The 24,158-nt window shown below is 27.8% G+C and carries 30 protein-coding genes; 13 read left to right on the top strand and 17 right to left on the bottom strand.

Annotated elements, in window-relative coordinates:
• Window positions 1-42 precede the first annotated feature (42 nt).
• Entirely contained in the window at window positions 43-687 is a 645-nt protein-coding gene (locus ACTT88_RS06660; protein WP_440908514.1) for an LON peptidase substrate-binding domain-containing protein, read from the top strand.
• A gap of 1 nt (window position 688) precedes the next feature.
• Here ACTT88_RS06660 and ACTT88_RS06665 read toward each other — a convergent pair whose 3' ends face one another.
• Window positions 689-1,804 carry a ubiquinone biosynthesis protein UbiB gene (locus ACTT88_RS06665; RefSeq protein ID WP_440908515.1) on the bottom strand — a complete coding sequence of 372 codons (1,116 nt, stop codon included), beginning with the start codon at window positions 1,802-1,804 and terminating at the stop codon, window positions 689-691.
• Between the two features lie 23 nt (window positions 1,805-1,827).
• On the opposite strand from ACTT88_RS06665, the gene ACTT88_RS06670 reads away from it, so the two are divergent.
• Both ACTT88_RS06670 and ACTT88_RS06675 read left to right on the top strand, forming a co-directional pair.
• Complete coding sequence (locus tag ACTT88_RS06670; protein ID WP_440908516.1) at window positions 1,828-3,912, top strand: DNA translocase FtsK; 2,085 nt, start codon at window positions 1,828-1,830, stop codon at window positions 3,910-3,912.
• Window positions 3,912-4,460: a LolA family protein gene (locus ACTT88_RS06675; protein WP_440908517.1), complete on the top strand. Its 549-nt coding sequence runs from the start codon at window positions 3,912-3,914 to the stop codon at window positions 4,458-4,460. The genes ACTT88_RS06670 and ACTT88_RS06675 overlap by 1 nt, the downstream gene beginning before the upstream one ends.
• Here the strand turns inward: ACTT88_RS06675 and ACTT88_RS06680 are convergent.
• Genes ACTT88_RS06680 through hisB form a run of 8 tightly spaced genes read right to left on the bottom strand, consistent with a single transcriptional unit; the run spans window position 4,457 to window position 8,810 of the window.
• Entirely contained in the window at window positions 4,457-4,960 is a 504-nt protein-coding gene (locus tag ACTT88_RS06680) for a GNAT family N-acetyltransferase (RefSeq protein WP_440908518.1), read from the bottom strand. The genes ACTT88_RS06675 and ACTT88_RS06680 overlap by 4 nt on opposite strands.
• Window positions 4,957-5,322, bottom strand: a complete 366-nt coding sequence (locus ACTT88_RS06685; RefSeq protein WP_440908519.1) for an HIT domain-containing protein — start codon at window positions 5,320-5,322, stop codon at window positions 4,957-4,959. The genes ACTT88_RS06680 and ACTT88_RS06685 overlap by 4 nt, the downstream gene beginning before the upstream one ends.
• 1 nt (window position 5,323) lies before the next feature.
• Entirely contained in the window at window positions 5,324-5,671 is a 348-nt protein-coding gene (gene hisE / locus ACTT88_RS06690) for a phosphoribosyl-ATP diphosphatase (RefSeq protein WP_440908520.1), read from the bottom strand.
• A 1-nt stretch (window position 5,672) separates the two neighbouring features.
• Window positions 5,673-6,428, bottom strand: coding sequence for an imidazole glycerol phosphate synthase subunit HisF (gene hisF / locus ACTT88_RS06695; protein WP_440908521.1), 756 nt, complete (start codon window positions 6,426-6,428; stop codon window positions 5,673-5,675).
• A complete protein-coding gene (gene hisA / locus ACTT88_RS06700; protein WP_440908522.1) occupies window positions 6,421-7,137 on the bottom strand; it encodes a 1-(5-phosphoribosyl)-5-[(5-phosphoribosylamino)methylideneamino]imidazole-4-carboxamide isomerase in 717 nt (238 codons plus the stop codon). The genes hisF and hisA overlap by 8 nt, the downstream gene beginning before the upstream one ends.
• Window positions 7,134-7,571: a hypothetical protein gene (locus ACTT88_RS06705; RefSeq protein WP_440908523.1), complete on the bottom strand. Its 438-nt coding sequence runs from the start codon at window positions 7,569-7,571 to the stop codon at window positions 7,134-7,136. Before ACTT88_RS06705 ends, hisA begins: the two co-directional genes overlap by 4 nt.
• 16 nt (window positions 7,572-7,587) lie before the next feature.
• A complete protein-coding gene (gene hisH, locus ACTT88_RS06710; protein ID WP_440908524.1) occupies window positions 7,588-8,214 on the bottom strand; it encodes an imidazole glycerol phosphate synthase subunit HisH in 627 nt (208 codons plus the stop codon).
• Between the two features lie 5 nt (window positions 8,215-8,219).
• The gene (hisB, locus tag ACTT88_RS06715) at window positions 8,220-8,810 is read right to left on the bottom strand and encodes an imidazoleglycerol-phosphate dehydratase HisB (RefSeq protein WP_023854544.1); all 591 of its coding nucleotides are present in this window, start codon (window positions 8,808-8,810) and stop codon (window positions 8,220-8,222) included.
• A gap of 89 nt (window positions 8,811-8,899) precedes the next feature.
• Between hisB and hslV the strand changes: the two genes are divergently transcribed.
• Both hslV and hslU read left to right on the top strand, forming a co-directional pair.
• The gene (hslV, locus tag ACTT88_RS06720; protein ID WP_072090978.1) at window positions 8,900-9,415 is read left to right on the top strand and encodes an ATP-dependent protease subunit HslV; all 516 of its coding nucleotides are present in this window, start codon (window positions 8,900-8,902) and stop codon (window positions 9,413-9,415) included.
• A complete protein-coding gene (gene hslU / locus ACTT88_RS06725; protein WP_440908525.1) occupies window positions 9,415-10,788 on the top strand; it encodes an ATP-dependent protease ATPase subunit HslU in 1,374 nt (457 codons plus the stop codon). Before hslV ends, hslU begins: the two co-directional genes overlap by 1 nt.
• On the opposite strand, the gene ACTT88_RS06730 is transcribed toward hslU, so the two are convergent.
• Both ACTT88_RS06730 and ACTT88_RS06735 read right to left on the bottom strand, forming a co-directional pair.
• Window positions 10,778-11,200 (bottom strand): Smr/MutS family protein, encoded by a 423-nt coding sequence (locus tag ACTT88_RS06730; RefSeq protein ID WP_440908526.1) that lies wholly within the window; start codon window positions 11,198-11,200, stop codon window positions 10,778-10,780. The genes hslU and ACTT88_RS06730 overlap by 11 nt on opposite strands.
• The gene (locus tag ACTT88_RS06735) at window positions 11,201-11,797 is read right to left on the bottom strand and encodes a Tim44/TimA family putative adaptor protein (protein WP_440908527.1); all 597 of its coding nucleotides are present in this window, start codon (window positions 11,795-11,797) and stop codon (window positions 11,201-11,203) included.
• A gap of 58 nt (window positions 11,798-11,855) precedes the next feature.
• Between ACTT88_RS06735 and ACTT88_RS06740 the strand changes: the two genes are divergently transcribed.
• Together ACTT88_RS06740 and ACTT88_RS06745 are read left to right on the top strand one after the other, a co-directional pair.
• Window positions 11,856-12,275, top strand: a complete 420-nt coding sequence (locus ACTT88_RS06740; protein ID WP_440908528.1) for an FxsA family protein — start codon at window positions 11,856-11,858, stop codon at window positions 12,273-12,275.
• Window positions 12,265-12,687: a protein-export chaperone SecB gene (locus tag ACTT88_RS06745; protein ID WP_440908529.1), complete on the top strand. Its 423-nt coding sequence runs from the start codon at window positions 12,265-12,267 to the stop codon at window positions 12,685-12,687. Before ACTT88_RS06740 ends, ACTT88_RS06745 begins: the two co-directional genes overlap by 11 nt.
• Here the strand turns inward: ACTT88_RS06745 and dnaQ are convergent.
• Genes dnaQ through ACTT88_RS06770 form a run of 5 tightly spaced genes read right to left on the bottom strand, consistent with a single transcriptional unit; the run spans window position 12,684 to window position 16,101 of the window.
• Window positions 12,684-13,343 carry a DNA polymerase III subunit epsilon gene (gene dnaQ / locus ACTT88_RS06750; RefSeq protein WP_440908530.1) on the bottom strand — a complete coding sequence of 220 codons (660 nt, stop codon included), beginning with the start codon at window positions 13,341-13,343 and terminating at the stop codon, window positions 12,684-12,686. The two genes, ACTT88_RS06745 and dnaQ, sit on opposite strands and share 4 nt — an antisense overlap.
• Window positions 13,344-13,913: a dephospho-CoA kinase gene (gene coaE / locus ACTT88_RS06755; protein WP_440908531.1), complete on the bottom strand. Its 570-nt coding sequence runs from the start codon at window positions 13,911-13,913 to the stop codon at window positions 13,344-13,346.
• Entirely contained in the window at window positions 13,906-14,703 is a 798-nt protein-coding gene (gene aroE, locus ACTT88_RS06760) for a shikimate dehydrogenase (RefSeq protein WP_440908631.1), read from the bottom strand. Before aroE ends, coaE begins: the two co-directional genes overlap by 8 nt.
• Window positions 14,700-15,284 (bottom strand): Maf family protein, encoded by a 585-nt coding sequence (locus ACTT88_RS06765; protein WP_440908532.1) that lies wholly within the window; start codon window positions 15,282-15,284, stop codon window positions 14,700-14,702. Before ACTT88_RS06765 ends, aroE begins: the two co-directional genes overlap by 4 nt.
• Entirely contained in the window at window positions 15,274-16,101 is an 828-nt protein-coding gene (locus ACTT88_RS06770; RefSeq protein WP_440908533.1) for a pyruvate, water dikinase regulatory protein, read from the bottom strand. Before ACTT88_RS06770 ends, ACTT88_RS06765 begins: the two co-directional genes overlap by 11 nt.
• 267 nt (window positions 16,102-16,368) lie before the next feature.
• Here ACTT88_RS06770 and hemE point away from each other — a divergent pair, with 267 nt between their 5' ends.
• The 5 genes from hemE to ACTT88_RS06795 all read left to right on the top strand — a co-directional run bounded on the left by hemE (window position 16,369) and on the right by ACTT88_RS06795 (window position 21,817).
• A complete protein-coding gene (gene hemE / locus ACTT88_RS06775) occupies window positions 16,369-17,373 on the top strand; it encodes a uroporphyrinogen decarboxylase (protein WP_440908534.1) in 1,005 nt (334 codons plus the stop codon).
• Window positions 17,370-18,365 carry a ferrochelatase gene (gene hemH, locus ACTT88_RS06780; RefSeq protein WP_440908535.1) on the top strand — a complete coding sequence of 332 codons (996 nt, stop codon included), beginning with the start codon at window positions 17,370-17,372 and terminating at the stop codon, window positions 18,363-18,365. The genes hemE and hemH overlap by 4 nt, the downstream gene beginning before the upstream one ends.
• A gap of 3 nt (window positions 18,366-18,368) precedes the next feature.
• Window positions 18,369-18,803, top strand: coding sequence for a protoporphyrinogen oxidase HemJ (gene hemJ, locus ACTT88_RS06785; RefSeq protein WP_440908536.1), 435 nt, complete (start codon window positions 18,369-18,371; stop codon window positions 18,801-18,803).
• 66 nt (window positions 18,804-18,869) lie between these two features.
• A complete protein-coding gene (rho, locus tag ACTT88_RS06790; RefSeq protein WP_440908537.1) occupies window positions 18,870-20,138 on the top strand; it encodes a transcription termination factor Rho in 1,269 nt (422 codons plus the stop codon).
• An 8-nt stretch (window positions 20,139-20,146) separates the two neighbouring features.
• Window positions 20,147-21,817, top strand: coding sequence for an O-linked N-acetylglucosamine transferase, SPINDLY family protein (locus tag ACTT88_RS06795; RefSeq protein WP_440908538.1), 1,671 nt, complete (start codon window positions 20,147-20,149; stop codon window positions 21,815-21,817).
• 11 nt (window positions 21,818-21,828) lie between these two features.
• Here ACTT88_RS06795 and ACTT88_RS06800 read toward each other — a convergent pair whose 3' ends face one another.
• Window positions 21,829-22,680 (bottom strand): sulfotransferase domain-containing protein, encoded by an 852-nt coding sequence (locus ACTT88_RS06800; protein WP_440908539.1) that lies wholly within the window; start codon window positions 22,678-22,680, stop codon window positions 21,829-21,831.
• A gap of 47 nt (window positions 22,681-22,727) precedes the next feature.
• Here ACTT88_RS06800 and mnmE point away from each other — a divergent pair, with 47 nt between their 5' ends.
• A complete protein-coding gene (mnmE, locus tag ACTT88_RS06805; protein ID WP_440908540.1) occupies window positions 22,728-24,059 on the top strand; it encodes a tRNA uridine-5-carboxymethylaminomethyl(34) synthesis GTPase MnmE in 1,332 nt (443 codons plus the stop codon).
• Window positions 24,060-24,158 lie beyond the last annotated feature (99 nt).

A 24,158-nucleotide genomic window follows, 5' to 3' on the forward strand; every position in this document is an offset into this window, starting at 1 on the left:
TATAATATTGTTATATGTTTATTTATTATTATCTTAATAGTTATGAAAAAAGAAGAATTACCAAAAATCATACCTGTTTTTCCTTTGAGTAATTTTATAATTTTTCCTAGAACAACTGTGCCACTAAATATTTTTGAACCAAGATATCTGGACATGATAGACGACAGCATGAAATCAAATAAATTTATAGGGATGATACAACCCAAAATATCAAATAATTCTGATAATATACCAGAATTATACAATGTAGGCTGTTTGGGTAAAATTATAAGTTTTAGAGAGACAGAGGATGGAAGATATTTAATTGAACTAAAAGGTATTTTGAGATTTGAAAAATTAAACGAAATAAAAACAGAAAAAAAATATAGATCCTTAGAAATTTTATATGATGATTTTTACCATGATTTAAATAATGAGAAAGAAGAGTTAAAATTTAGTGATTTAGAACTAATATTTAAAGATTTGAAGTCTTTATTTGAAAAAAGAGGTTTTATCGTTAATTGGAAGGCTCTTGAAAAACAAAGTTTGGACGAAACGATAAATGCATTGGCGATGGCATCGCCATTTTCTTTAGAAGAAAAACAAATATTGTTGGAAGCAAAAAGCCTCAATTCAAGGAAAGAAAAAATTTCTGAAATTTTAAAAACTTACAGTTATGATAATTTCAATAATAACACCCTACAATAAACTAAATATAAATTCCTTTATCTGCTAAACTTATAAAGACTTTATTTATAGAGGAGTTTCTTCCAAAATACTGTATTGATTTACTCAAAGTATTATTATTCATTTTTCTTTCTAAATTAAAAAATTCATGGATGAAATCGATTCCATTTGTGAAAATAAAATTTTTATGTCTAGTTTTATTTTCAAATTCAGAATTAATTGAGTAATCAATAGGCAAACCTAAATTAATTTTATTTTCAATTATTTTTAATAAAATTTTAATATCACGTATAGTCATATTAAATCCTTGGCCTGCTAAAGGGTGGATACTATGTAGAAGATCTCCAAATGCTAAAAATTTTTTATTGTAATATGATCTTAAATTTAAACATTTGAGATCGAAAGATTCTATATTATTTATTTTTTTTATTTTATACTTAAAGTTATGCTTTTTGATTAACTCTTCAATTTTTTCAATATTATACTTTTTAGAATTATCTACAGAATATACAATTGAAGTCATTTTAGGTGAAATAGGTAAAAAAGCTAAAGGTCCGTCTTTTGTAAAAATTTGAGTAGCAACATCATTTAAGATATTATGATGTTCAATAATTGTAACAAACGCAGAACTGTTATATTTCTTAATTATTTGTTTATTAAAATATTTTTTCGTAATTGAGCTAAAATAATCAGTGGTGATTATAATATCATAATTGTCATAATTATTTTTTTTTTCTTTTGAGTTTAATGTTTTAAAATATTTATTTTTTTTTAAACTTTTTTCTAAATTATTATGAAGTTCGTAATTTTTTAAAATTGAAAAAAGCTGATCCTCTTTACTTTTAAAATCAAGTAATTTTTCATTTTTTAAATTTTCAGAATAAATATGTATTTGCTTCAATTTCCAAATAATTTTTTCAATATTGATAATTTTTTTATTGAAAAAATCTAAATTTGATTTTGAAATTCCAAGTGTTCTTGATTTATTTAATTTAGATTTATTTTTTGAAACTTCTACATCAACATAAATTTTTTTATTAATTAATGCTTTAGCCAAAGCTAAGCTGGATAAACCATTGCCAAGAATACAAACTCTCATATTATTTTTAATTTTAACAACAAAAATTAGATGATACAAAGTGATATAATTGATTCATTTATATGGATATAAAAAAAACATCAAATTTGTTAATAAATTTTGCAGGAAACAGATTGGCAGAAATTTTAGGATTGTTAATTTTCTGTGGAGGAATACTATTACTTATTTCATTAGTAACGCATTCGCCTGAAGACCCAAACTTCATATTTCCTGAAAACACTGAAATTAATAACATATTTGGTTACCATGGTAGTTATATATCTGATTTTTTTTTACAATCATTTGGACTAATGTCTTACCTGGTTTCTTTTACTTTAATAATTTCTGGCATAAATATATTACGTGTTAAAGAATTTTTTTTAATCATTGAAAATATATTTTTTTCTATTCTATATTTGATTTTTGGTACTCTTTTTTTAACTCATTTTTATTCAAATGCATTTACACTTTATATTAATGGAAATGGAGGTTTTGTTGGGACCTACTTCAACTCAACATTTTTAAATTCAATAGTGCTAACTAACGAAATAATTTCATACTATACATTATTAATATTAATAATATTTTTATTTTTAGTAAGTATAAATTTTCATCCAGTAGAATTTTATAAATTTTTTAAAAATTTAATTAATTTATTCAATAAAAAAAATGTTAAAAATTACACTAACAAAAATGAAATTATAAGTGAATACATACCCCAAGAAGAAATCAAAAATTTGATCCAAGAAGATTTGCCATTTATTAAAGCTAAAAATAAAGATGATATTAAAATTAAATTTAAATTACCAAGTCTTGATTTGCTAAAAGTACCAAATAAATCAGAACGAGAAAATTCAAAAAATAATGATTCATATAATCCTGATTTCTTAGAAAAAATATTACTCGACTTTGGAGTTAATGGTAATATTAAAAAAGTAAGTCAAGGACCTGTTGTTACTCTAAACGAATTTGAACCTGCTGCTGGAGTAAAAGTTTCAAAAATAATAAATTTATCAGATGACATAGCAAGAAATACAAGTTCTGAGTCGGCTAGAATCGCAACAATACCTGGAAGTAATACAGTTGGAATAGAGCTTCCAAATAATACAAGAGAGAACGTTTATCTGAATGAAATTTTGAGTAATTCTGATTTTAGAAGAAAAGAAATAAAATTACCTATTGCTTTAGGCAAAAGTATTTCTGGACAACCTATTATAGGGGATTTGTCTTCTATGCCTCATTTATTAATTGCTGGGACAACAGGGTCAGGTAAGTCTGTTTGCATTAATACAATAATTCTATCTTTACTTTACCGACATGCTCCAGATAAATGTAAATTTATTTTAATCGATCCCAAGATGTTGGAATTATCTACTTACGAAGGAATTCCACATTTACTTTGTCCGGTCATAACAGAAGCAAAAAAAGCAGCTTCAGTACTAGGCTGGGTAGTTAAGGAAATGGAGAGCAGATATAGATTGATGACAAAAGAAGGTGTCAGAAATATTGATGGTTACAATGCAAAACATAAACTTCCAATGCCTTATATTGTGGTCGTTGTTGATGAAATGTCTGACCTAATGTTAGTTGCAGGTAAAGAAATTGAAAATTATATTCAAAAGCTATCTCAAATGGCAAGAGCAGCCGGTATCCATATTATTATGGCCACACAAAGACCAAGTGTGGATGTCATTACAGGTACAATAAAAGCTAATTTCCCTACCAGAATATCTTTCCAGGTTACTTCTAAAATAGACAGCAGAACTATTCTTGGAGAACAAGGAGCTGAACAATTGTTAGGAAAAGGAGATATGTTATACATGTCTTCAGCTAATCGTATAGTTAGAATTCATGCACCATTTGTATCTGACAGCGAAATTGAAAAAATAAATAATTCATTAAGATCCCAAGCAGAGCCAGACTACGTTGATGAAATTTTAAATTTTGCTGATGAGAAAGAAATTGGTGATAGTCAAAACCAAGGTGATAAAGACGAGCTTTATGAACAAGCTTTAGACATAATTAGGTCTGAAGGTAAAGCCTCTACCTCCTTTTTACAAAGAAAACTTCAAATTGGATACAATAGAGCAGCAAGGATTATTGATATGATGGAAGCAGACGGAATTGTTAGCAAAGCAAATCATGTTGGTAAAAGAGATGTACTTTAATGCTAAAATATTTTCTTATATTTTTTTTGTTTATAGCTACCTCTATCGCAAATGCTGAAATCAAAGACAAAATTGTACAAAATTTAAAAGATACAGAAAATCTTGATTTTAAATTCGAGCAAAATATTAATGGAAAAATAGAAAATGGAAACTGTACTATTCAGTATCCAAAAAAAATCTTTTGTGAGTATGCGAGAAGTAATAATAAAATTTTAGTATCTAATGGAAAATCTTTAGTAATAAAAACAAGGACTAGTTATTATAGATATCCATTGAAAAAAACTGCTTTAAATTTAATTTTAGACAAAAATTTTCTAATAAATAAAATTAATGATCTTGAGGAAAGAATTGTGGATAATAATCTAATTAATTTTACAATTTTTGATAGAGATAACGAAATTAATATTTTTTTTGATAAACAAACTTATGATTTAGTTGGTTGGCAAAATACAGATATTTATCAAAATTTCAATATTACTTTTCTTAGTTTAATTAATAAAAATAGAGTGCTTCCAAAAAATCTTTTTAAAATCCCTATTCAGAATTAGATATTCAAAATTTCAGTTTTAAATATTTTCATTCCTCTCGAAACATAATTATTTAAAGCATTTTTATGATCTAATGAACATGTATGAACCCAAACACGATTAACTTTATTTTCAAAAGCTTTTTTAATAGCCTCAGATAATAAATAGGAACCTAATTTTTTATTTTGATATTCCTCTAATATACCAAAATAGGCAATTTCAGTCTCATTTTTTTCTGGGTGAATAATTAATTCAAAAAAACCTACTAAATCATTTTTAAATTTAAATACATATGTTTTAACATTTTCAGATGAAACATAGTTGATCCACTTTTCTTCTGACCAAGACAATCTATCTAACCACTTATGATTTTTTCCAATTGTTTTGTAGAAAAATTTATTTAATTGAAAATTAATTGGATCAATTAAATTTAGAGAATAATCTTCTGATGGTTTGTTTCCCTCATTAAGATCCTTGAGTGAATTAATTTCAAGATAATTTCTTTTAACTTCCTCGGTCACTCAACCATTTTTCCTACTCGTTCACCTCCAAAAAGATGAAAATGTAAATGGGGAACTTCTTGTCCACCATGATCACTAATATTAGCTAATGCTCTATAGCCTTTACCTACTTCTGTTGAAATACCAAGCTTTTTAGCAACCATATTAATTCCTTTTAATAATCCAACCATCTCTTCTGAAGAGGCATTCAAACAAAAATCATCTAAATCAATATATTTCCCTTTAGGAATAACTAAAGCATGAATTTTTTTTTGTGGGTTAATGTCATGAAATGACAAAACAAAATCATCTTCATAAATTTTATTACAAGGTATTTCTCCACGTAAAATTTTTGCAAAAATATTATTGTCATCATAAACCATCTTAATTTCTGCTCGCTTTTTCTTCTAAACCTGATTGAGAAGTTCTATTATTTAGTTCATCAAGTACGTCTTCATATTTTATATTATTGGCTTCGAGATAAACCAAAAGGTGATAAATAACATCTGACGCTTCTTTAACATCAGACTTAAAAAATTCTGATTTTGCATCAAAAACCTTATCTTTAGAATTTAATAATTTTACAGCTTGAATAAGTTCATTTATTTCCTCTAACACTTTTTCTTCAGATAGTTTTTTATTATTTAAAAGTTTTTTTGTGTATGACTTCTCCTCTGTAGAGTTTTTTCTGTCTCTTATTGTTTTTACAAGGTTATCTAAAATTTCAGACATTTCAAATCCTAACAGGAATCCCTTTTGATTCCAAATATTCCTTAGCCTCTTTAACAGAATGCTTACCATAATGAAAAATTGATGCTGCTAAAACTGCGCTTGCATTTCCTAATTTGATTCCATCTACTAAATGATCTAAGTTACCTACACCACCTGAAGCAATTACCGGAATATTTACTTTAGAAGAAATTTTAGACATCAAATCAATATCATAACCAGCTTGTGTCCCATCTCTATCCATTGAAGTCACTAAAAGCTCTCCAGCACCATTTTCTTCCATTTTTTTTGCATATTCTAATGCATCGATTCCACTATTATTTCTTCCTCCATGAGTAAACACTTCCCACTTATCTCCATTTTTTTTTGCATCAATTGCTACTACAATACATTGAGATCCAAATTTTTTTGAACTATCAACAACAACTTTTGAATTTTCAACTGCAGCAGTATTTATGGAAACTTTATCTGCACCACAATTTAGTAATTTGTTAATATCCTCTACATTTCTTATACCGCCACCAACAGTTAAAGGAACAAAACATTTTTTTGAAGTTTTTTCTACAACTTCGTAAATAATGTCTCTATTTTCATTTGATGCGGTAATATCAAGAAAGCAAATTTCATCTGCTCCACCATCACTGTAAATTTTGGCTTGTTCGACTGGATCTCCAGCATCTTTTAAATCAACAAAATTGATACCTTTTACAACACGTCCATTCTTTACATCTAAACAAGGGATTATTCTGTTTTTAAGCATCTTCTTTTACAAGCTCTTCTAATTTTATATCACCATCATAAATAGCTTTACCAACTATTATACCTTCAACATTTTTTAAATTCTTTGCTTTTTTAATATCATCTATTGATGAAACTCCACCGGATATAATCACTGGGCAATTTGATATTTCTGCAACTTTTGATGTTTCATCGAAATTTGGACTTTGTTTAATGCCATCTCGATTAATATCAGTATAAATTATTCTACTTACACCGTAATCATTAACTTGTTTCAAATAATCTAATGTTAATTGGTTAGAGTTTTCTTTCCAGCCTGAGACCGATAAATAACCGTCTTTAGCATCTAACCCTAAGGCAATTTTATTTGGAAATTTTTCACAAGCTTCTTTTAAAAAATTTTTATCTTTTATTGCGGCACTACCCAGAATTACTTTCTCAACACCAGCATCAACGTATTTTTTAATACTATCAGAATTTCTAATACCACCACCTACTTCAACTTTTAAATTAAATTTACCAACTATTTCCTGAATAATATCTAAATTTACTGTTTCGCCAGTTAAAGCACCATCTAAATCAACTATGTGTAAATTTTTAAATCCATGATCTTTAAATTCTCCTGCTTGTTCAATTGGAGACAATTCATACTCAGTCTTTTTATCAAAATCCCCCTTAACTAATCTTACACACTTTTTATTTTTAATATCTATAGCTGGAAATATTTTCATCTATATTTCCAATCATCATACCAGTCTTCCCAACTTTCAGATTCATATTCTGTATTAAGTTTATCGATCATTTCTTGTGAATACTGCATGGCTCCAGAAATATTTTGAGGAATATTTTTCCAAACTGGATCTAAAATTTTATCATCTTTTTTATTCGAATTTTTTTTCATAAAAAATTTAGTGTAATTTAGATAAATTTCCTCATGTATATTTTTAGGTTTTGCAGTCTTCCAATTTTTGATGGTTTCAACAAACTTCTTATATTTTTCCTCTTTAGGAGGTATTTCTGAATGAATAAGACTATAGTAAAATGTAAAGTGCTTCTTTAAAAGATCAATGTGTATTTTTTTCCATCCTGCTTTTTCTAGCTCTGGTAATTCATTTAATAATCTTTGTTTAAGTTGTTCTTTTTCACTCTTTTTAACCAATGTCATTTTAGCCAATTCATAGTTATAAATTTATAAAATTTTTTATTAATTGTAATCCTATTTTATCACTCTTTTCTGGGTGAAATTGGGTTCCAAAGATATTTTCTTTTTCAACAGAACAAACGATATTTGATGAATAATCTGTTGTAGCTGAAATTACACTTTTATCATTAGGAATAAATTCATAACTATGAACAAAATACATATGAGAATTATTTTCTACATCCTTTAAAATTTTACTATCTTTGACAATATTAATTTGATTCCAACCAATATGAGGAAGTTTAAATTTTCCGTTTTGGTTATCTATCTTTGATACTTTACCTGATATCCAACCAAGGCCCTTGGTTTCTGTTTCTTCAAAACCAATATCTGCAAACATTTGTAATCCAACACAAATCCCAAGAAGAGGTTTTTTATTAATAATTGCGAAATCATTTAATGCATCAACTAAACCACTGATGTTGTTAAGTGCATCAATACAACTCTTGAACGAACCCTGCCCTGGTAAAACAACTTTATCTGAAGATTTAATCTTATTTAAATCTGAAGTTACCTCTATATTTACTTTATCTTTAGCAACTTCCTTAAAGGAGTTTATCACCGAGCTTATATTGCCCGAATTATAATCAACAATTGTGACGTTCATTAAACTTATAATGAGCCTTTAGTGGATGGAATGCTTTTCTTGTTTCTTGGATCCATCTCTAACGCAGCTCTTAATGATCTTGCTAATGCTTTATAACAAGATTCAATTATGTGGTGACTATTGTCCCCATAAATATTTTCAACATGCATCGTAATACCTGCAGATTGTGAGAATGCCTGAAACCATTCTTTAAATAATTCTGTGTCCATCTCACCAAGTTTCTCAACTTTTAATTTTACTTTCCAAATCAAATAAGGTCTATTTGAAACATCGATCGCAACTCTAGTTAACGTTTCATCCATTGGTATTACAGTGTGAGCATATCTTTTTATTCCCACAAATTTTTTAGCAGCTTTTTTTAAAGCTTCTCCAATTGCAATACCCGTGTCTTCAGTTGTGTGATGAAGATCAATATGAGTATCTCCTTTTGCTTTTACTTTTAGGTCGATCAATGAATGTTTTGATAATTGCTCAAGCATGTGATCTAGGAAACCAATGCCAGTGTCAATTTGGTACTTTCCTTTACCATCGATATTAACTTCAACATTGATGCTGGTTTCTTTTGTTTTTCGAGATACTTTTCCTTTTCTAGCCATATATTTTTAATGGTATACATACATAATCCTGCGATATCAATATCAGTCTGAACACTTGAAGTATCAAAAATAGTTACCATTTATTAGATATGACAACAATTGTATTAGTTAGAAAAAACAATGAAGTAGTAGTTGCTGGTGATGGACAAGTTAGTATGGGAAATACTGTTGTTAAAAGCACTGCTTCAAAAGTTAGAAAAATTGAAAAAAGGGATGTAGTGGCTGGCTTTGCAGGATCAACTGCTGATGCATTAACTTTATTTGAAAGATTAGAAGGAAAATTAGAAAAACATGCAGGCAATTTATCAAGAGCCGCTGTTGAATTAGCAAAAGATTGGAGAACAGATAAGTACTTAAGAAGATTAGAGGCGCTAATGGCTGTTGGTGATAAAAACAATAGTTATATTATTTCAGGAACTGGCGATGTTCTTGAGCCTGAAGGAGATGTAATAGGAATAGGTTCAGGTGGCAATTATGCTTTAGCTGCTGGAAAAGTTTTGATGGAAGGTAATATGTCAGCTGAAGAAGTAGCAAAGAAAGCAATTAAAGTTGCAGCAGATATATGTGTATTTACTAATGATAATGTAAAAATTGAAAAAATATAATGGATAAATCAAACGTAACACAACTGCACCCAAAGGATAAAGATCAAAAAGACGAAACTTCTTTAGTTAGTTCTTTATCTCCTAGGGAAATTGTTTCAGAATTAGATAGATTTGTTGTTGGACAAAATAAAGCCAAAAGAGCTGTTGCAGTTGCTTTAAGAAACAGATGGAGAAGGCAAGCACTTAAGGGTGAGATGAAAAACGAAGTTTTGCCAAAAAATATCTTGATGATTGGTCCAACTGGTGTTGGTAAAACTGAAATTTCAAGAAGATTGTCAAAATTAGCTGAAGCACCTTTTGTAAAAGTTGAAGCGACAAGGTTTACTGAAGTTGGATACGTTGGAAGAGATGTAGAGCAAATTGTTAGAGATTTAATTGAGATTGCTATTTCAATGGAAAAAGTAAAAAAGAGAAAAGAAGTTCATGCCCAAGCCCAAAAAGCAGCTGAAGAAAAAGTTTTAGATGCTTTGGTAGGTAAAAAAGCAAGCTTGGCTACAAGAGAAAGTTTTAGAAAAAGATTAAGAAATGGTGATTTAGATGACAATGAAATTGAAATAGCTGTAAGTGACACTGGTTCAAATGGAGCTTCTTTTGAAATCCCAGGAATGCCAGGAGCAAATGTTGGAATGATCAACATTGGAGAAATGATTGGTAAATCAATGGGAAATAAAGAGAAGAAGAAAAAAATGAGTGTAAAAGAATCCCATGAAATCTTAATTAACGATGAATCAGATAAATTAATTGAACAAGACAAAATCATTAAAGCTGCAAAACTTTCAACAGAAAACAATGGAATAGTTTTTCTTGATGAAATTGACAAAATTTCAGCACGAACAGATAGAGTTGGTGGAGACGTTTCAAGAGAAGGTGTTCAAAGAGATTTATTACCCTTGATAGAAGGAACTACAGTTAACACAAAGCATGGTCCAATCAAAACAGATCATATCTTGTTTATTGCATCTGGAGCATTCCAACTTGCAAAGCCGTCTGATCTGTTACCCGAATTACAAGGAAGATTGCCAATTAGAGTTGAGCTTGAAGCTTTGACTAGTGAAGATTTTAAAAGAATTTTACGAGAACCTGATTTTAGTTTAATTAAACAATACGTAGCTTTATTAAAAACTGAAAATGTTGATCTTGAATTTTCAGATGATGGAATAGACGCTATTGCAAATATTGCCTCTGAAGTAAATGCCACTGTTGAGAATATTGGAGCCAGAAGGTTACACACTATCATTGAGAAAATTTTGGATGAAATTAGCTTTACTGCAACAGACAGAGCGGGAGAGAAAATTATTATTGATAAAGAATATATTAATAAAAACTTAGATACTTTAGTTAAAGATACTGATCTTTCGAAATTTATTTTATAGATTTATTTTTTTTCAGAAAAATATAAAACGCGCCACCACCACCATCCTCTATTTTAGCATCTGTTATTTCATTTATCATCTTCATTAAACCGGCATTATTATTAATAAATTCTGGAACAGAATATTTTAAGATACTAAGATCTTTTGAAACATAAGGATCTTTTTCATTTTCAGAGTGAAGACCTTTACCAGTTACAACAACTAATTTATTAACATTTTCTGAAAAAGCTTTGTTTATAAAATCTTCTATTGTTTTATTTGCTTCATCTAAACTGTAACCGTGCAAATCTATTGATCTTTCTTTTAGATTTTTATTTTTTTGATGTTTGAAGTCCTTATTAGGTAATTTTTCAGTACTGTTTATAAATTTGTTCCAATCTTTTTTATCTTTGTCTGAAATATTATTGGTCAATTATGTTAATATATTTACTAGCTGCCAATTTGGATTTGCTGAAGTTGTATCTCTTGAAAAAATCCAAGTATCATAAATTTTTTTAATCTTTTCAGGGTCTCCGGAAACAATTTTTTTATCTTTATCTCTTATGCAAGTAATCACCTCTGCTATAAAATCCACTGTAACATTTAAAATATTTCCTGTTTTTTTATGCTCCTTAATCTCAGCTTTATTAACTCCAATAAATGTTATTTCTGCAAAGTGACCTCTTTTCGCTCTTTCTTTCAAAGCATCATCAAATTGATTATATATATCTTTATTTAAGAGAGGTTTTGCACTTATGATCTTATTATCATTATCGCTGAAATCAGTAATGATTGTTTCATAAGCGATTTTTGCACCTTTTAAAAATTCTTTTTGGGCTGCATCATCAAACTTCTCTTTTGGTTTAACTACTTGATCAACCTTTGTATTTTTTAATATCTCTTTAAATTGAGCTGGTGATTTTCCTTCAAAACCAGTTCTTTTACCAAGAATTCCTCTTAATCTTAAAAAAATAAAGCCAGCAATCATTGCTAATAAAATAATATCTATGTACTCAAAACTGTAACTCATAACTTTATAGTAATTACTCTGTTGATTAATTTCAACTAGCAATTTAGATTAAGGACAAATGAACTCAATATTATTAACTATTATTTTAGTTCCAATAATTGAAATATACTTATTTATTAAAATTGGCTCACAAATTGGTGCATTAATAACAATTTTACTTATTTTTTTAACTGCAATAATTGGTGTTTACTATGCAAAATACGAAGGTCTAAACACTTTAAAATCAGCATTCTTTCAATTAAGTAAAAATGAGGCACCAGCATATGAAATGATATCAGGTGCAGCTATTGCTCTAGGGGCTTTAATGTTAATCGTACCTGGTTTTGCAACCGATTTTCTGGGTTTTTTTATTATATTTCCAATAACAAGAAAAATTATTTTTAATAAATTCTCAAAAAAATTTGATAAGAAAATCAATAAAAAAAATAATTTTATTGAAGGAGAATTTGAAGATATAGATGAACGCGATGGAAAATAATTACAAAATAATTGCAAAGTTTATTAAAGATATGTCAAGTGAAACACCAGACATTGATACTTATCTTTTTGTAAAAGATAATATTTCAAACTATTCCTTGAATATTGACATTAAATCAAAAATTTTAAAAGAAAAAATAATACAAGTTGAGACAACATTAAAATATTCTGATAAAAATAAAAGTAATAAAAAATCTTTTTTTGAAATAGTATTTGCGTCAATAATTAGATTAGACGTTTCAGCTAAAGAACAAAACAATTTGGAAAAAATTATCCTATGTGATGTACAGAATGAAATATACCCTGAGATAGAAAAAACTTTTCTCACACTATTACATAGATCAGGTTATCCAGATCTTAAGTTTAATAAAAAAGTTAATTTTGAGGATCTTTATAATAAAAATAAAAATTAGTAATAATTTTTTTTCAGGTTTTTATCCAAATATTCTTTGTGTTTGTTAATCTCATTCTGAGAAGGTTTAATAATTTTTTTAAAATAAGAAACTACACTGTTGTTGCTTCCAATTAAATCATTTTGATTTTGAAAATTTAATGTGGGTTCTTTTTGATCAATTAAATTTATGTAAACTTTAGATAAAAGCTCACAGTCTATCAAAGCTGTATGTTTGGTTCTTTTGGAGTTGTCTATCTTAAATCTTTTACATAAAGCATCTAGGCTAACTTGAGACCCAGGAAATTTCTCTCTTCCTAAAACAAGTGTGTCAATTACTTCATTTGAAATTTTGTTTTTTCCAAACAAATTCAACTCATTATTAAGGTGAGATATATCAAACTCTGCATTGTGAATAATGAGTCTTTTATTTTTAATAAAATCTAAAAAATGATCAACAATCTCACTGAATTTTTTTTGTTTCGATAAAAACTCGTCTGAATATCCATGAATTTGAAAGGCCTTTTCAGAAACTTTTCTCTCTGGATTTAAATAGCAATGAAAAGTTTTTTTTGTTGGGATTAAATTTTCTAACTCTATGCAGCCTATTTCTACTATTCTATGACCTTCTTTTATAGAAATTCCAGTAGTTTCTGTGTCTAGTACTATTTCTTTCATTTAATTAATTTCACTTAAAATATAATCTATTTTTTTAATAACTGTCTTTTTTGTAAAATTATTTTTAATAATAAATTGAGACTTTTTCTTTTTATAATCAAGCGGAAGTTGAATTTCTTTAAAAATTTTAAAAAGTTTTTTGTTAAAATTTTTTCTTTTATTTAACCTTTTTAGAACTTCAGAATTTTTAGATTGAACATAAATTAGTACATCATTTTTTTTATTTATCTTATTTTCTAACAATAAAGGTATATCTAAAATAACAATTTTTTTTCTCTTGTTTTTTTTTAAAAAAAGATTCATTTTTTTTCTAATTTCCTTATGAACAATATTTATAATTTTTTTCAAATTTGTTTTATTGGCAAGTATTGCTGATGTAATTTCATTCTTATTTATTGGATAAGAATAAATATATTTTGGTAATTTACTTTTTAATTTGTAAAAAATTTTTTTATTTTTTTTATAAATTTTTGATACTTCATGATCTGCATTGAATACTGGATAACCGAAATTATTTGCAATAAAACTTTTCCCAGCACCAATGTCCCCTAAAATTCCTATTCTAATCATTGTCTAATAATTTTATAATTTGATTATCTACCTCAGGATCTATTCCGTGCCATAATTTAAACGCCTCTGATGCCTGATAAATAAACATTAATTTTCCATTCTCTACCTGATTTCCTAATTTTCTACCTTGTTTTAAAAAGTTTGTCTCTGGTGGATTATAAATTACATCATAGAATAATTTATTGTTTTCTACTTTAGAAAAATCTAAATTTATAGTTTCGTTGTCTAAACCAAGGCTAGTAGCATTTATTATCACATCAAAATTAGGCAAATCGCCCCAATCAAAAATTTTTATATTTTTAAATTGGCTTTTCAAATTATCTGCATTAATTCTAGTTCTGTTGCTGATTGTTATTTCATAAACATTCATTCTTCTCAAAGCAAATATTAAAGAAGGAACAACACCTCCTGCCCCCAAAATAAAAATTTTTTTATTTTTTAAATTAAATTCCAAAGCTTCGATTGCTTTGGTAAAACCAGTGATGTCAGTATTATGTCCAATTAAATTTCCATTTCTAAAAATAATTGTATTCACAGACTGCGTTTGCTCTGCTTCCATACTTAATTTGTCTAAAAATGGAATAACTTTTTTTTTAAATGGAACAGTAACGTTACAACCACCGATTTTTTGTTTTTTTATATCTTGTATAATTTCTTTAATTCCGTCTTCTTCTAAATTTATTTTTTCATAAATGGCATCAATATTGTTTTGTTTTAGCCAATAATTATGAAGTCTTGGTGAAAGCGAATGACTAATTGGATTTCCAATAACTATAAATTTTTTCATTATAAAGATCCTAGGTAATCTTTTATTTTTTTAACAGGTAGCCCCATAATCGTATCCTCATCGCCTTCTATGCTTGCAAATAACATTCTACCCTCTCCTTCTATTTGGTAGACATTATATGCATAAAGAGTTTCATCAGATATTTTAGATAAATAATGTTTCAATTCATGATTAGAAAAGTTTTTCATGGTTAGTTTTGCCTTCTCAGTATAGTTCCAAATCATAGATCCATTTTTTGACAAACAAACAGAGCTAATTAAAAAATGTGATTCATCATTAAGTTTTTTTAATATTGTCAAAGCCTCTTCCCTATTTTTTGGCTTTGATATTAATTCACCGTTTAGATCTATAACGCTATCTGCTCCCAAGACTATTTCATCAGTATTTTTTATACTCACTTTGTTTGCTTTCAGCTCAGCTAGGTTTTTTGAAATTATTTCTGGACTTGCGTTTTCTCTTAATAAGCTTTCTTTAACAGGATCCTCATCAACGTTCGACGGTTCAACAATACATTTGATATTATTTTTATCTAAAATATCTTTTCTAACCTCGCTTTTTGATGCTAGAATAATTTTACTTAACATTGTTTAGATATATTTCGTGAATTTTAATTATTGAGGCCGCAGTTTCTTCAACTGACTTTCTGGTTACATCTATAAGAGGCCATTTATATTTTTGAAACGTTTTTTTTGCTTCTAGGACCTCTCTTTTTATGGTTTCTAAATCTGTGTATTGAATGTTTTCTGTTTCTTTTAAAGAATTCATTCTATTTTTTCTTAAATCGGCCAACCTTTCAGGCTCTGTGCTTAGTCCTACAACACATGTCATTTGTGGATTTTTTTTAAGGGACTCCGGCAAAGAATTTTCATTTACTAACGGGATGTTTGACGTTTTAAAACCTTTGTTAGCTAAATAAATAGATGTTGGTGTTTTACTTGTTCTACTTACGCCCACAAGAATAATATCTGATTTGTTTACTTCGTTTATTAAATTTCCATCATCATGGTTCATTGTAAATTGAATTGCTTCAATTCTGTCATAATACTCTTCATTCAATATATGTTGACCACTTGGCTCGTGTGTTGCTTTTTGATTTAATATTTTTGAAAAATTCAGAATTAAATTTCCTAAAACGCCAAAACATGGAATATTTTTATCCTCACTCGCGTTCGCAAGGTATTTGGCTAAATTGTTATCTACGATTGTATATAGGATTATTGAATTCTCATTTTTTTTTGCATCTTCTAGAATTTTTAAAATTTGATTTTCTGTCCTTGTAAAAGAGTAAGAATGAACCTTATATTCTATATTTAAAAATTGAGCTTTCAGGGCTAAAAATATTCTATCTAAAGTCTCGCCCGTTGAGTCAGAAATTAAATATATTTGATATGTATTGCTCATGAATAAATTGTTAATAAATTTGTAATATTTTAATTAAATTACACAATTTAAAATTTTTTAAATTAACCTTGTAAAAACTGCTATTTATTAACATTAATAATAAATAGGGTAAAACAATCCACAAAAATTAATATGGTCAAAAAAGCTTCATTTTAAACAATTTTAACCACATTAGAAGTTGGTAAAATGTGAATATAATGTTTATAAAAATTAATCACCTTTATTCACAAGATATATTACAACTACAATAATTAATAATACTTATTTATGAAACCTTTAAACAAAGTGATAATTAACAAAGATACTTCGTTTAATCCTATATGGATTATGAGACAAGCTGGTAGATATTTACCAGAATTTAGAGAAATAAGAAAAGAAAATCCTAATTTTATTAATTTGTGTTTAAATGACGATTTATCTTCAGAGATAACTCTACAACCATTAAAAAGATTTGATCTAGATGCTGCAATAATATTTTCAGATATCTTAATGCTTCCTTATGGATTAGGTCAAAAAGTAGAATTTGAAAAAAACTTTGGGCCAAAATTAGGGGAACTAAATCTAAATGAAATTGCTAGGACAGATGAAATTGACTTTGTAGAGAAAATACATCGTGTGTATAAAGCATTAAAAAAAGTTAGCTCAGATTCTAGTTTAAAAAATAAAAACACTATCGGATTTATTGGTGCTCCATGGACATTATTAGTTTATATGATTAATCAACAATCGCCTAAAAAAAATTTGAAAAAAGATTTTTTTAAAGATGAGTTTTTAATAAACAGAATATTATTAATTATTGAAAAATTTTTAAAAGTCCATATAAAAAATCAAATTGATAACGGTGCGAATGTAATTCAAATTTTTGATAGTTGGGCAGGTTTATTAGAGGAAAAAGATTTACCTAATTATGTTTATTCTCCGACCTTAAATTTAGTAAATTATGTAAAATCTTTAAATGTGCCAGTTATATGTTTTCCCAGAGAAATTAAAAATTATAAAGAGTTTTGTGAAATTGTTAAACCTGATGCTGTGAGCATTGATTATAATGTTGACCCAAAAAAAATACTTAAAGATATAAATATACCTATACAAGGAGGTTTAGACCCAAAAATTTTGTTAACAGATAAAGAAAAATTAAAAAAAGAAGCCTTTAATTATTTAGAAATTTTTCGAGATCACCCGTATATATTTAATCTCGGCCATGGTATTTTGCCTGAAACAAATCCTGAAATGGTTGAAAATTTAATAAAAATTGTAAAAGATTTTAAATGATTGAAAAAAGTCACCCACCTATAAAATACGGTAACACAGGTGTGCTTATAGTTAATTTAGGCACACCTGATTCTACTAGTTGGTTTGATATAAGAAAATATTTAAAAGAATTTCTCTCTGATAGAAGAGTAATTGAAGTAAATCCTTTAATTTGGCAAATAATTTTGAATTTGTTCATTTTAAATTTTAGACCCTCTAAAACTGCTAAAGCGTATAAAGAGATTTGGATGAAGGACGAAAATATTTCACCACTTCTTTATTATACAAAAAAACAAAGTGAGAAAGTTTCAAATTCACTATCAAAAGAAAATATTATCATAGATTTTGCTATGAGATATGGAAATCCTAGCATTAAGAGCAAAATTCATAAATTGCATAAAATTGGTTGCGAAAATTTGGTGATACTTCCTCTTTATCCCCAATATGCAGCAGCTACAACAGCAACAGTTTGTGATGAGGTATATAGAACTTTAATGAAAATGAGGTGGCAACCTTCTTTAAAAATAATCCCTCATTACGAATCTGATCCACTTTATATTGATGCACTTGTTAATTCGATTAATAAAAAAATAAATGAAATCAGCTGGAAACCAGATCTAATCATAGCTTCTTATCATGGGATACCAAAAAAATATTTTGATAAAGGTGATCCTTATCATTGTTATTGTCATAAAACGACAAGACTAATTTCAGAAAAATTTAGTTCAGTTAAAATTAAAACTACATTTCAGTCAAGATTTGGTCCACAAGAATGGCTTCAACCATATACTGACAAGACTTTAGAAAATTTGCCTAAAGAGGGTGTTAAAAATGTCCTTACAATTTGTCCAGGGTTTGCATCTGATTGTGTAGAGACTTTAGAGGAAATACAAATTCAAGCTAAAGAAAGTTTTTTAAATTCAGGTGGAGAAAATTTTGATATGGTCCCCTGTTTAAATGATAATAATGATCATATTACTTTATTAAACTCCTTAATCGAAAGAAATATCTGATACATGAATTCGTATTTATTATTTAAATCTTTACATTTAATTGCTGTAGTTTCTTGGATGGCTGGTCTTTTATATCTTCCTAGAATTTTTGTTTACCACGTTGAAAATAAAGAGAAAAAAGAAGCAACTGATATTTTTGAGGTGATGGAAAAAAAATTATTTTTTTACATTATGCGACCCGCAATGATTTTTACTTGGGTTTTTGGATTAGTATTAATTTATCTCAATGGAATAGACATTTTCTCTCAATTATGGTTTCAAATAAAGATCGTCTTAGTGATATTGTTATCAGCATATAATGATTATTTAGGAAAATGTCTTGTTGCTTTAAAAAATTCCACAAATACAAGATCTGCAAAATTTTTTAGAATAATTAACGAAATACCGACGGTTATCTTAATAATCGTTGTATTTTTAGCTATTTTTAAGCCAATCTAGGGTTGAAATAATAACAGCAGTATATATATTATTAATATCTGATAAGTCCTTATCAAAAAATTAATCATGAATATTCAAGAACTAAAACTGAAATCATCTGAACAGCTTATTACACAGGCCGAGGAGCTTGGTATAGAAAATGCCAGTACATTAAGAAAGCAAGAGATACTTTTTGCTATTCTTAAGAAAGTTGCTGAAAAAGAGGAAATTACTGGCGTAGGTGTTTTGCAATTATTACAAGATGGTTTTGGTTTTCTTAGAGCAATGGAATCAAATTATTTACCTGGACCAGATGACATTTATGTAAGCCCAAGTCAAATTAGAAAATTTGGATTAAGAACTGGAGACACTGTCGAGGGACCAGTTAGAGCCCCCAAAGAAGGAGAGAGATATTTTGCTTTACTACAGGTAAGCAAAATAAATTTTGAGGAACCGGAAAAAGCTAGACACAAAATTGCATTTGATAACTTGACGCCACTATATCCAGATAAACAATTAGTGATGGAAGTTGAAACTACAAAAGTTGAAAAAAAACAAGATTTAACGCCAAGACTTATTGATCTGGTCAGCCCAATCGGAAAGGGACAAAGATCTATAATTATTTCTCCACCTAAAGCTGGTAAGACAATGATTTTGCAAAGTATTGCAAACTCAATAGCTAAAAATTATCCAGAGTGTTACTTGATGGTATTGCTGATTGATGAGCGTCCAGAAGAAGTAACTGACATGCAAAGAACCGTAAAAGGTGAAGTAATTAGCTCTACTTTCGACGAACCAGCTCAGAGGCACGTAGCAGTGGCTGAAATGGTTATTGAAAAAGCCAAAAGACTAACCGAACATAAAAAAGATGTTATTATTTTGTTAGATTCTATAACACGATTAGGAAGAGCTTATAACGCTGTAATACCAAGTTCAGGTAAAGTTTTAACAGGAGGTGTTGATGCAAATGCACTTCAGAGACCTAAAAGGTTTTTTGGAGCAGCAAGAAATATTGAAGAAGGTGGTTCATTAACGATTATTTCTACAGCTTTAATTGATACTGGAAGTAGAATGGATGAAGTAATATTTGAAGAATTCAAAGGGACAGGTAATAGTGAAACAATACTAGATAGAAAAATTGCAGATAAAAGAATTTATCCAGCAATTGATATTACAAAATCAGGAACTAGAAGAGAGGAACTTCTTTTTGACAAAAATGATTTGCAAAAAATGAATGTGCTGAGAAGAATTATTGCGCCCATGGGAACTATGGATGCAATTGAGTTTATAAATTCAAAATTAAAAGATACAAAAAATAACGCTGAATTTTTTAACTCTATGAATAAGCCTTCCTAAAATAGCAAATGAGTGATCCAAATAGAGATCTAGAAAAAAAATTAATTAATTATTTAGAAAACAAACAGTACGACAGGCTTCAATTTGAAATAGAGATGATGGGTGATATAGAGACCCAAGAAAATTCTTTGTTAGTCTTTTATTATGCTTCATCTATATTTTTTAAGGAAAATTCTAATCAGAATGAATTGATATTCGCCTCAAATTTACTTGAAAAAGTTTATAAAAAACAAAACAATCATCTAAAATCTTTATACAATATGATTGCAATTAGCCTGAAAACAAGAGTTTTTAAAGACGTTATGGTTTTGGCTGAAAAAGAATATAAAAAGAATGAAAAAGATACAATGTTAATTGATGGGTTGGCAAGAATTAACCTGTATTTAGCAAATCATAACGAAGGTATAAAATATTTTAAATCTTTATTTAAAATATTACCAGAACAACTTAATGGAAGATTGCCTTTTATCTCATCTCTTAATTACGCTAATGATATCTCTCAAGAGCAATATTTGAAAGAATGTTTAGAATACATTGATGTTTTAGAAAAAAAAAATCAACCAGAGAAAGATATTTTTAAAGCCACAAATCAAGATAATAGAAAAGTAAGACTTTCATTTTTATCTGCTGATTTTAAAAGTCATTCAGTTTCACATTTCCTCAAAGATTTATTAAAAAAAATTGATAGATCAAATTTTGAAATAGTTTTGATATCAAATTTAAAAATAGCTGATAATGATGATGTTTCTGAGGAATTAAAAAAATTATCTGATCAATGGTATGATATTGAGCATTACGATGATACGAATTTAGTTACATTTCTTAGGTCTTTAAATCTTGAAATTTTAATTGATTTAAGTGGATTTACTATAGGAAATAGATTTGAAGCAATTTGTAAAAGATGTGCAACAACTCAAATACTATGGCTTGGTTATAACAACACACTAGGCAGCAAAAATATTGATTATATTATTTCTGATAAAAATTTAATTAAAGAAAATGAGGTTTCTTTTTATAAGGAAAAAATTCTCTACATGCCGAAAATATGGAATGCACTCTCTCCGCCAGATAAATTACCTGATATAGAAAAAAATTTAAATAACTCAAAATTTACATTTTGTTCTTTCAACAATTTTTTCAAAATAACTGAAAAAACAATTGAAGTTTGGTCTAAAATTTTAACTCAAACAAATTCTAACCTATTATTAAAAGACTCACTAAATGGTGGAAAAGAATTGCAGCTAAATGTTGTTAATAAATTTTTAAAATATGGTGTTAAATCTGAGAGAGTTGTTTTTTTAGATAAAGAAAAAGAAATTTACGATCATTTGAAACTTTACAATAAAGCTGACGCTGCATTAGACACTTTTCCTTATCCAGGAGTAACAACATCTTATGAAGCAGTATTAATGGGCTTACCAGTTTTAACAATGAAAGGTTTCAATATGAATTCTAGATGTGGTGAGAGCATTAATAAAAATTTAGGAATGAACCATTTAATTGCTGATGATTATGAAGACTATGTAAAAAAAGCTATTATTTTAGCAAAAGACAAAAATTTAAAAGAGAATTATGGGAATAATTTAAGAAACAAGGCTTTGTCTTCTCCCTTGTTTGATACAGATAAATTTACTAAAGATTTTGAGAATATTCTTAAACAAGTTTGTAATAAAAAATAATAATTTAATATTTATAAATATTTTAACTCTCTCATTTCTTTTTCAAAACTTGTTTCAATTTCTTTAGAAATTTTTTTATTTAAAATTTTTTTCCAATTATTTTCTGGCCCAAGGTTAAAAAATAAATTTTTATTTTCTGAGTGAAATTTTCTCCACTTTTTAAAATTACTTTCAGATCCATCAAAAGTCTCACTTACCTCCTTTTTCTTAAGTACATCAAAGTTTGTAGTCTCAATAGCTTTCTGTAATTTAGACCTATTTACACCTTCTACTTTATTCATAAGAGTATTTGCAAAAACAATTATATCCCTAAAGGTTTCATATTTGTTTTCGATAAGATCTTCATATTTTATAAAAAGTCTCCTAAACTGATTATTTCTCAACCAAGATAAATAATTTTCAGACCAGGAGCTAATATATGTAAGCGAAGCATGTGATCCATTGTTGGACATAAGGCTTCTTGTTTTATCTTTGATCATTTTGAGAGCATTATCATCATCAAAAGAATAATGATTTTTTAGAGAACTTAACACGTTTCTTGGATCTCTGACTATGTAAATTGCACCAAGAGTAGTTTCTGGAGTGGTGAATTGATTACCTTGATAGTTTCCCAAAAAGCTATGTGTTTTAAAAAATCTAATTTTCTTGTCTTTATTTATTTCTCTTTGAACAGGCACCCATTGTTTTGATGCTTCATTTATACTACTAACTTTTTCTTTAAAAAATTTTTCATGTGGAAATTGATCAATCCTGGCAATTTGACTAAAATCAAATTCACCTGTTTCAGAAAAATAATAAGCTGAGAGAAAAGCCCTAACATAAGTATTTCCACTTTTAGGATAAGAGGCTAACCAGATGATCATAAAAAATTTATATAATTAAAGATAATATATAGCTATAATAAAAATTGATGACAATTTATGCACTTTCATCAGGACCAGGAATTTCCGGTGTCGCAGTTATTAGAATTTCTGGGACAGACACTTCAAATGTTATTAAATTATTAACGGGAAAAGATCTCCCGCAGCCACGAGTAGCAACATTAAGAAAAATCAACAAAATCAACACTTCTGAGCTGATTGATGAGGGGTTAATTCTCTGGTTTCCTGGACCTGAGAGCTATACAGGTGAGGATATGGCTGAGATACAGGTTCATGGGAGTAAAGCAGTTGTTGATGCCCTTCACTCTTCTCTTTCAGATATAAAAAATTGTAGATTAGCAGAGCCAGGTGAATTTACAAAGCTAGCCTTTCAAAATGGAAAAATAAATTTACTCAAAGCAGAAAGCATAGCTGATTTAATTTCCTCTGAAACTGAAATTCAAAGACAACAAGCAATAAAAATTATGAACGGAAATTCAGCCAATGAATTTAATTTCATGAGAGAAAAACTTTTAAAAATTCTATCACATGTTGAAGCTAAAATTGATTTTCCAGAGGAAGATCTGCCTAATAATATTTTAGATGAAATCAAAAATAGTTCAGATGAAGTAATAAATAAAATTAAAAAAATATTAAACGATCAAAAAGTTGGAGAAAGAATTAGAGAAGGTTTTAAAATTGCTATTCTTGGACCCACTAATGCTGGTAAGTCTAGTTTAATAAATCATTTATCTAATCGGGATGTAGCAATAGTTTCTGAAATTGCTGGTACAACTAGAGACGTAATTGAGACTCATCTAAATATAGATGGTTATCCAGTTATAATATCTGACACAGCTGGCATAAGAGACTCTAAAGATGAGATAGAAAAAAAAGGTATTAAATTATCTCTAAATAGAGCTGAAGAGGCAGATTTAAAACTTGTTGTAGTAGATGCCAAAAACCTTGATTTTACTGATGTTTTGAAGGATTTGTTACATGAAAATGCAATTTTAGTTCTAAATAAGTCTGATCTTTTAGAAAAAGATATTGATCCAGAAATTAAAAAAACAAATCATGTTTTAATTTCAATAAAAGAAAATAAAAATATCGAGGAGTTAATTTTAAAAATAAAAAATAATTTAAAAAATAAATTTATTACAAGCGATGATATTTTAATTACAAGAGAGAGACACAGACAACATCTGCAACAGTGTTTGGATCATTTAAATAATTTTAATCAAAAAAAAGAAATAGAAGATTTTGATAAAGCAGCAGAAGATTTAAGATTAGCTACTAGACATTTAGGTATGATAGTTGGAAAAGTTGATGTTGAGGAGATATTAGGTAGTATTTTCAACGATTTTTGTATAGGCAAGTAATACCCTATTTTGTTGGTTTTTTGCACTTTTTTTATCAAAAAACGTTGATAAATAAGGCTTATTTACAAAAAATTAAGCCTATCTTGTAAATTATATAAT

Source organism: Candidatus Pelagibacter sp. (genome assembly GCF_052046145.1).
Lineage (GTDB): Bacteria > Pseudomonadota > Alphaproteobacteria > Pelagibacterales > Pelagibacteraceae > Pelagibacter.

Bases quoted from the DNA above. Each gene is read 5' to 3' on its own strand.
- ACTT88_RS06660 (WP_440908514.1), top strand. From the start codon at position 43: ATGAAAAAAGAAGAATTACCAAAAATCATACCTGTTTTTCCTTTGAGT.
- ACTT88_RS06670 (WP_440908516.1), top strand. From the start codon at position 1,828: ATGGATATAAAAAAAACATCAAATTTGTTAATAAATTTTGCAGGAAAC.
- ACTT88_RS06675 (WP_440908517.1), top strand. From the start codon at position 3,912: ATGCTAAAATATTTTCTTATATTTTTTTTGTTTATAGCTACCTCTATC.
- ACTT88_RS06685 (WP_440908519.1), bottom strand. From the start codon at position 5,322: ATGGTTTATGATGACAATAATATTTTTGCAAAAATTTTACGTGGAGAA.
- hisE (WP_440908520.1), bottom strand. From the start codon at position 5,671: ATGTCTGAAATTTTAGATAACCTTGTAAAAACAATAAGAGACAGAAAA.
- hisF (WP_440908521.1), bottom strand. From the start codon at position 6,428: ATGCTTAAAAACAGAATAATCCCTTGTTTAGATGTAAAGAATGGACGT.
- hisA (WP_440908522.1), bottom strand. From the start codon at position 7,137: ATGAAAATATTTCCAGCTATAGATATTAAAAATAAAAAGTGTGTAAGA.
- ACTT88_RS06705 (WP_440908523.1), bottom strand. From the start codon at position 7,571: ATGACATTGGTTAAAAAGAGTGAAAAAGAACAACTTAAACAAAGATTA.
- hisH (WP_440908524.1), bottom strand. From the start codon at position 8,214: ATGAACGTCACAATTGTTGATTATAATTCGGGCAATATAAGCTCGGTG.
- hisB (WP_023854544.1), bottom strand. From the start codon at position 8,810: ATGGCTAGAAAAGGAAAAGTATCTCGAAAAACAAAAGAAACCAGCATC.
- hslV (WP_072090978.1), top strand. From the start codon at position 8,900: ATGACAACAATTGTATTAGTTAGAAAAAACAATGAAGTAGTAGTTGCT.
- hslU (WP_440908525.1), top strand. From the start codon at position 9,415: ATGGATAAATCAAACGTAACACAACTGCACCCAAAGGATAAAGATCAA.
- ACTT88_RS06735 (WP_440908527.1), bottom strand. From the start codon at position 11,797: ATGAGTTACAGTTTTGAGTACATAGATATTATTTTATTAGCAATGATT.
- ACTT88_RS06740 (WP_440908528.1), top strand. From the start codon at position 11,856: ATGAACTCAATATTATTAACTATTATTTTAGTTCCAATAATTGAAATA.
- ACTT88_RS06745 (WP_440908529.1), top strand. From the start codon at position 12,265: ATGGAAAATAATTACAAAATAATTGCAAAGTTTATTAAAGATATGTCA.
- dnaQ (WP_440908530.1), bottom strand. From the start codon at position 13,343: ATGAAAGAAATAGTACTAGACACAGAAACTACTGGAATTTCTATAAAA.
- coaE (WP_440908531.1), bottom strand. From the start codon at position 13,913: ATGATTAGAATAGGAATTTTAGGGGACATTGGTGCTGGGAAAAGTTTT.
- ACTT88_RS06765 (WP_440908532.1), bottom strand. From the start codon at position 15,284: ATGTTAAGTAAAATTATTCTAGCATCAAAAAGCGAGGTTAGAAAAGAT.
- ACTT88_RS06770 (WP_440908533.1), bottom strand. From the start codon at position 16,101: ATGAGCAATACATATCAAATATATTTAATTTCTGACTCAACGGGCGAG.
- hemE (WP_440908534.1), top strand. From the start codon at position 16,369: ATGAAACCTTTAAACAAAGTGATAATTAACAAAGATACTTCGTTTAAT.
- hemH (WP_440908535.1), top strand. From the start codon at position 17,370: ATGATTGAAAAAAGTCACCCACCTATAAAATACGGTAACACAGGTGTG.
- hemJ (WP_440908536.1), top strand. From the start codon at position 18,369: ATGAATTCGTATTTATTATTTAAATCTTTACATTTAATTGCTGTAGTT.
- rho (WP_440908537.1), top strand. From the start codon at position 18,870: ATGAATATTCAAGAACTAAAACTGAAATCATCTGAACAGCTTATTACA.
- ACTT88_RS06795 (WP_440908538.1), top strand. From the start codon at position 20,147: ATGAGTGATCCAAATAGAGATCTAGAAAAAAAATTAATTAATTATTTA.
- ACTT88_RS06800 (WP_440908539.1), bottom strand. From the start codon at position 22,680: ATGATCATCTGGTTAGCCTCTTATCCTAAAAGTGGAAATACTTATGTT.
- mnmE (WP_440908540.1), top strand. From the start codon at position 22,728: ATGACAATTTATGCACTTTCATCAGGACCAGGAATTTCCGGTGTCGCA.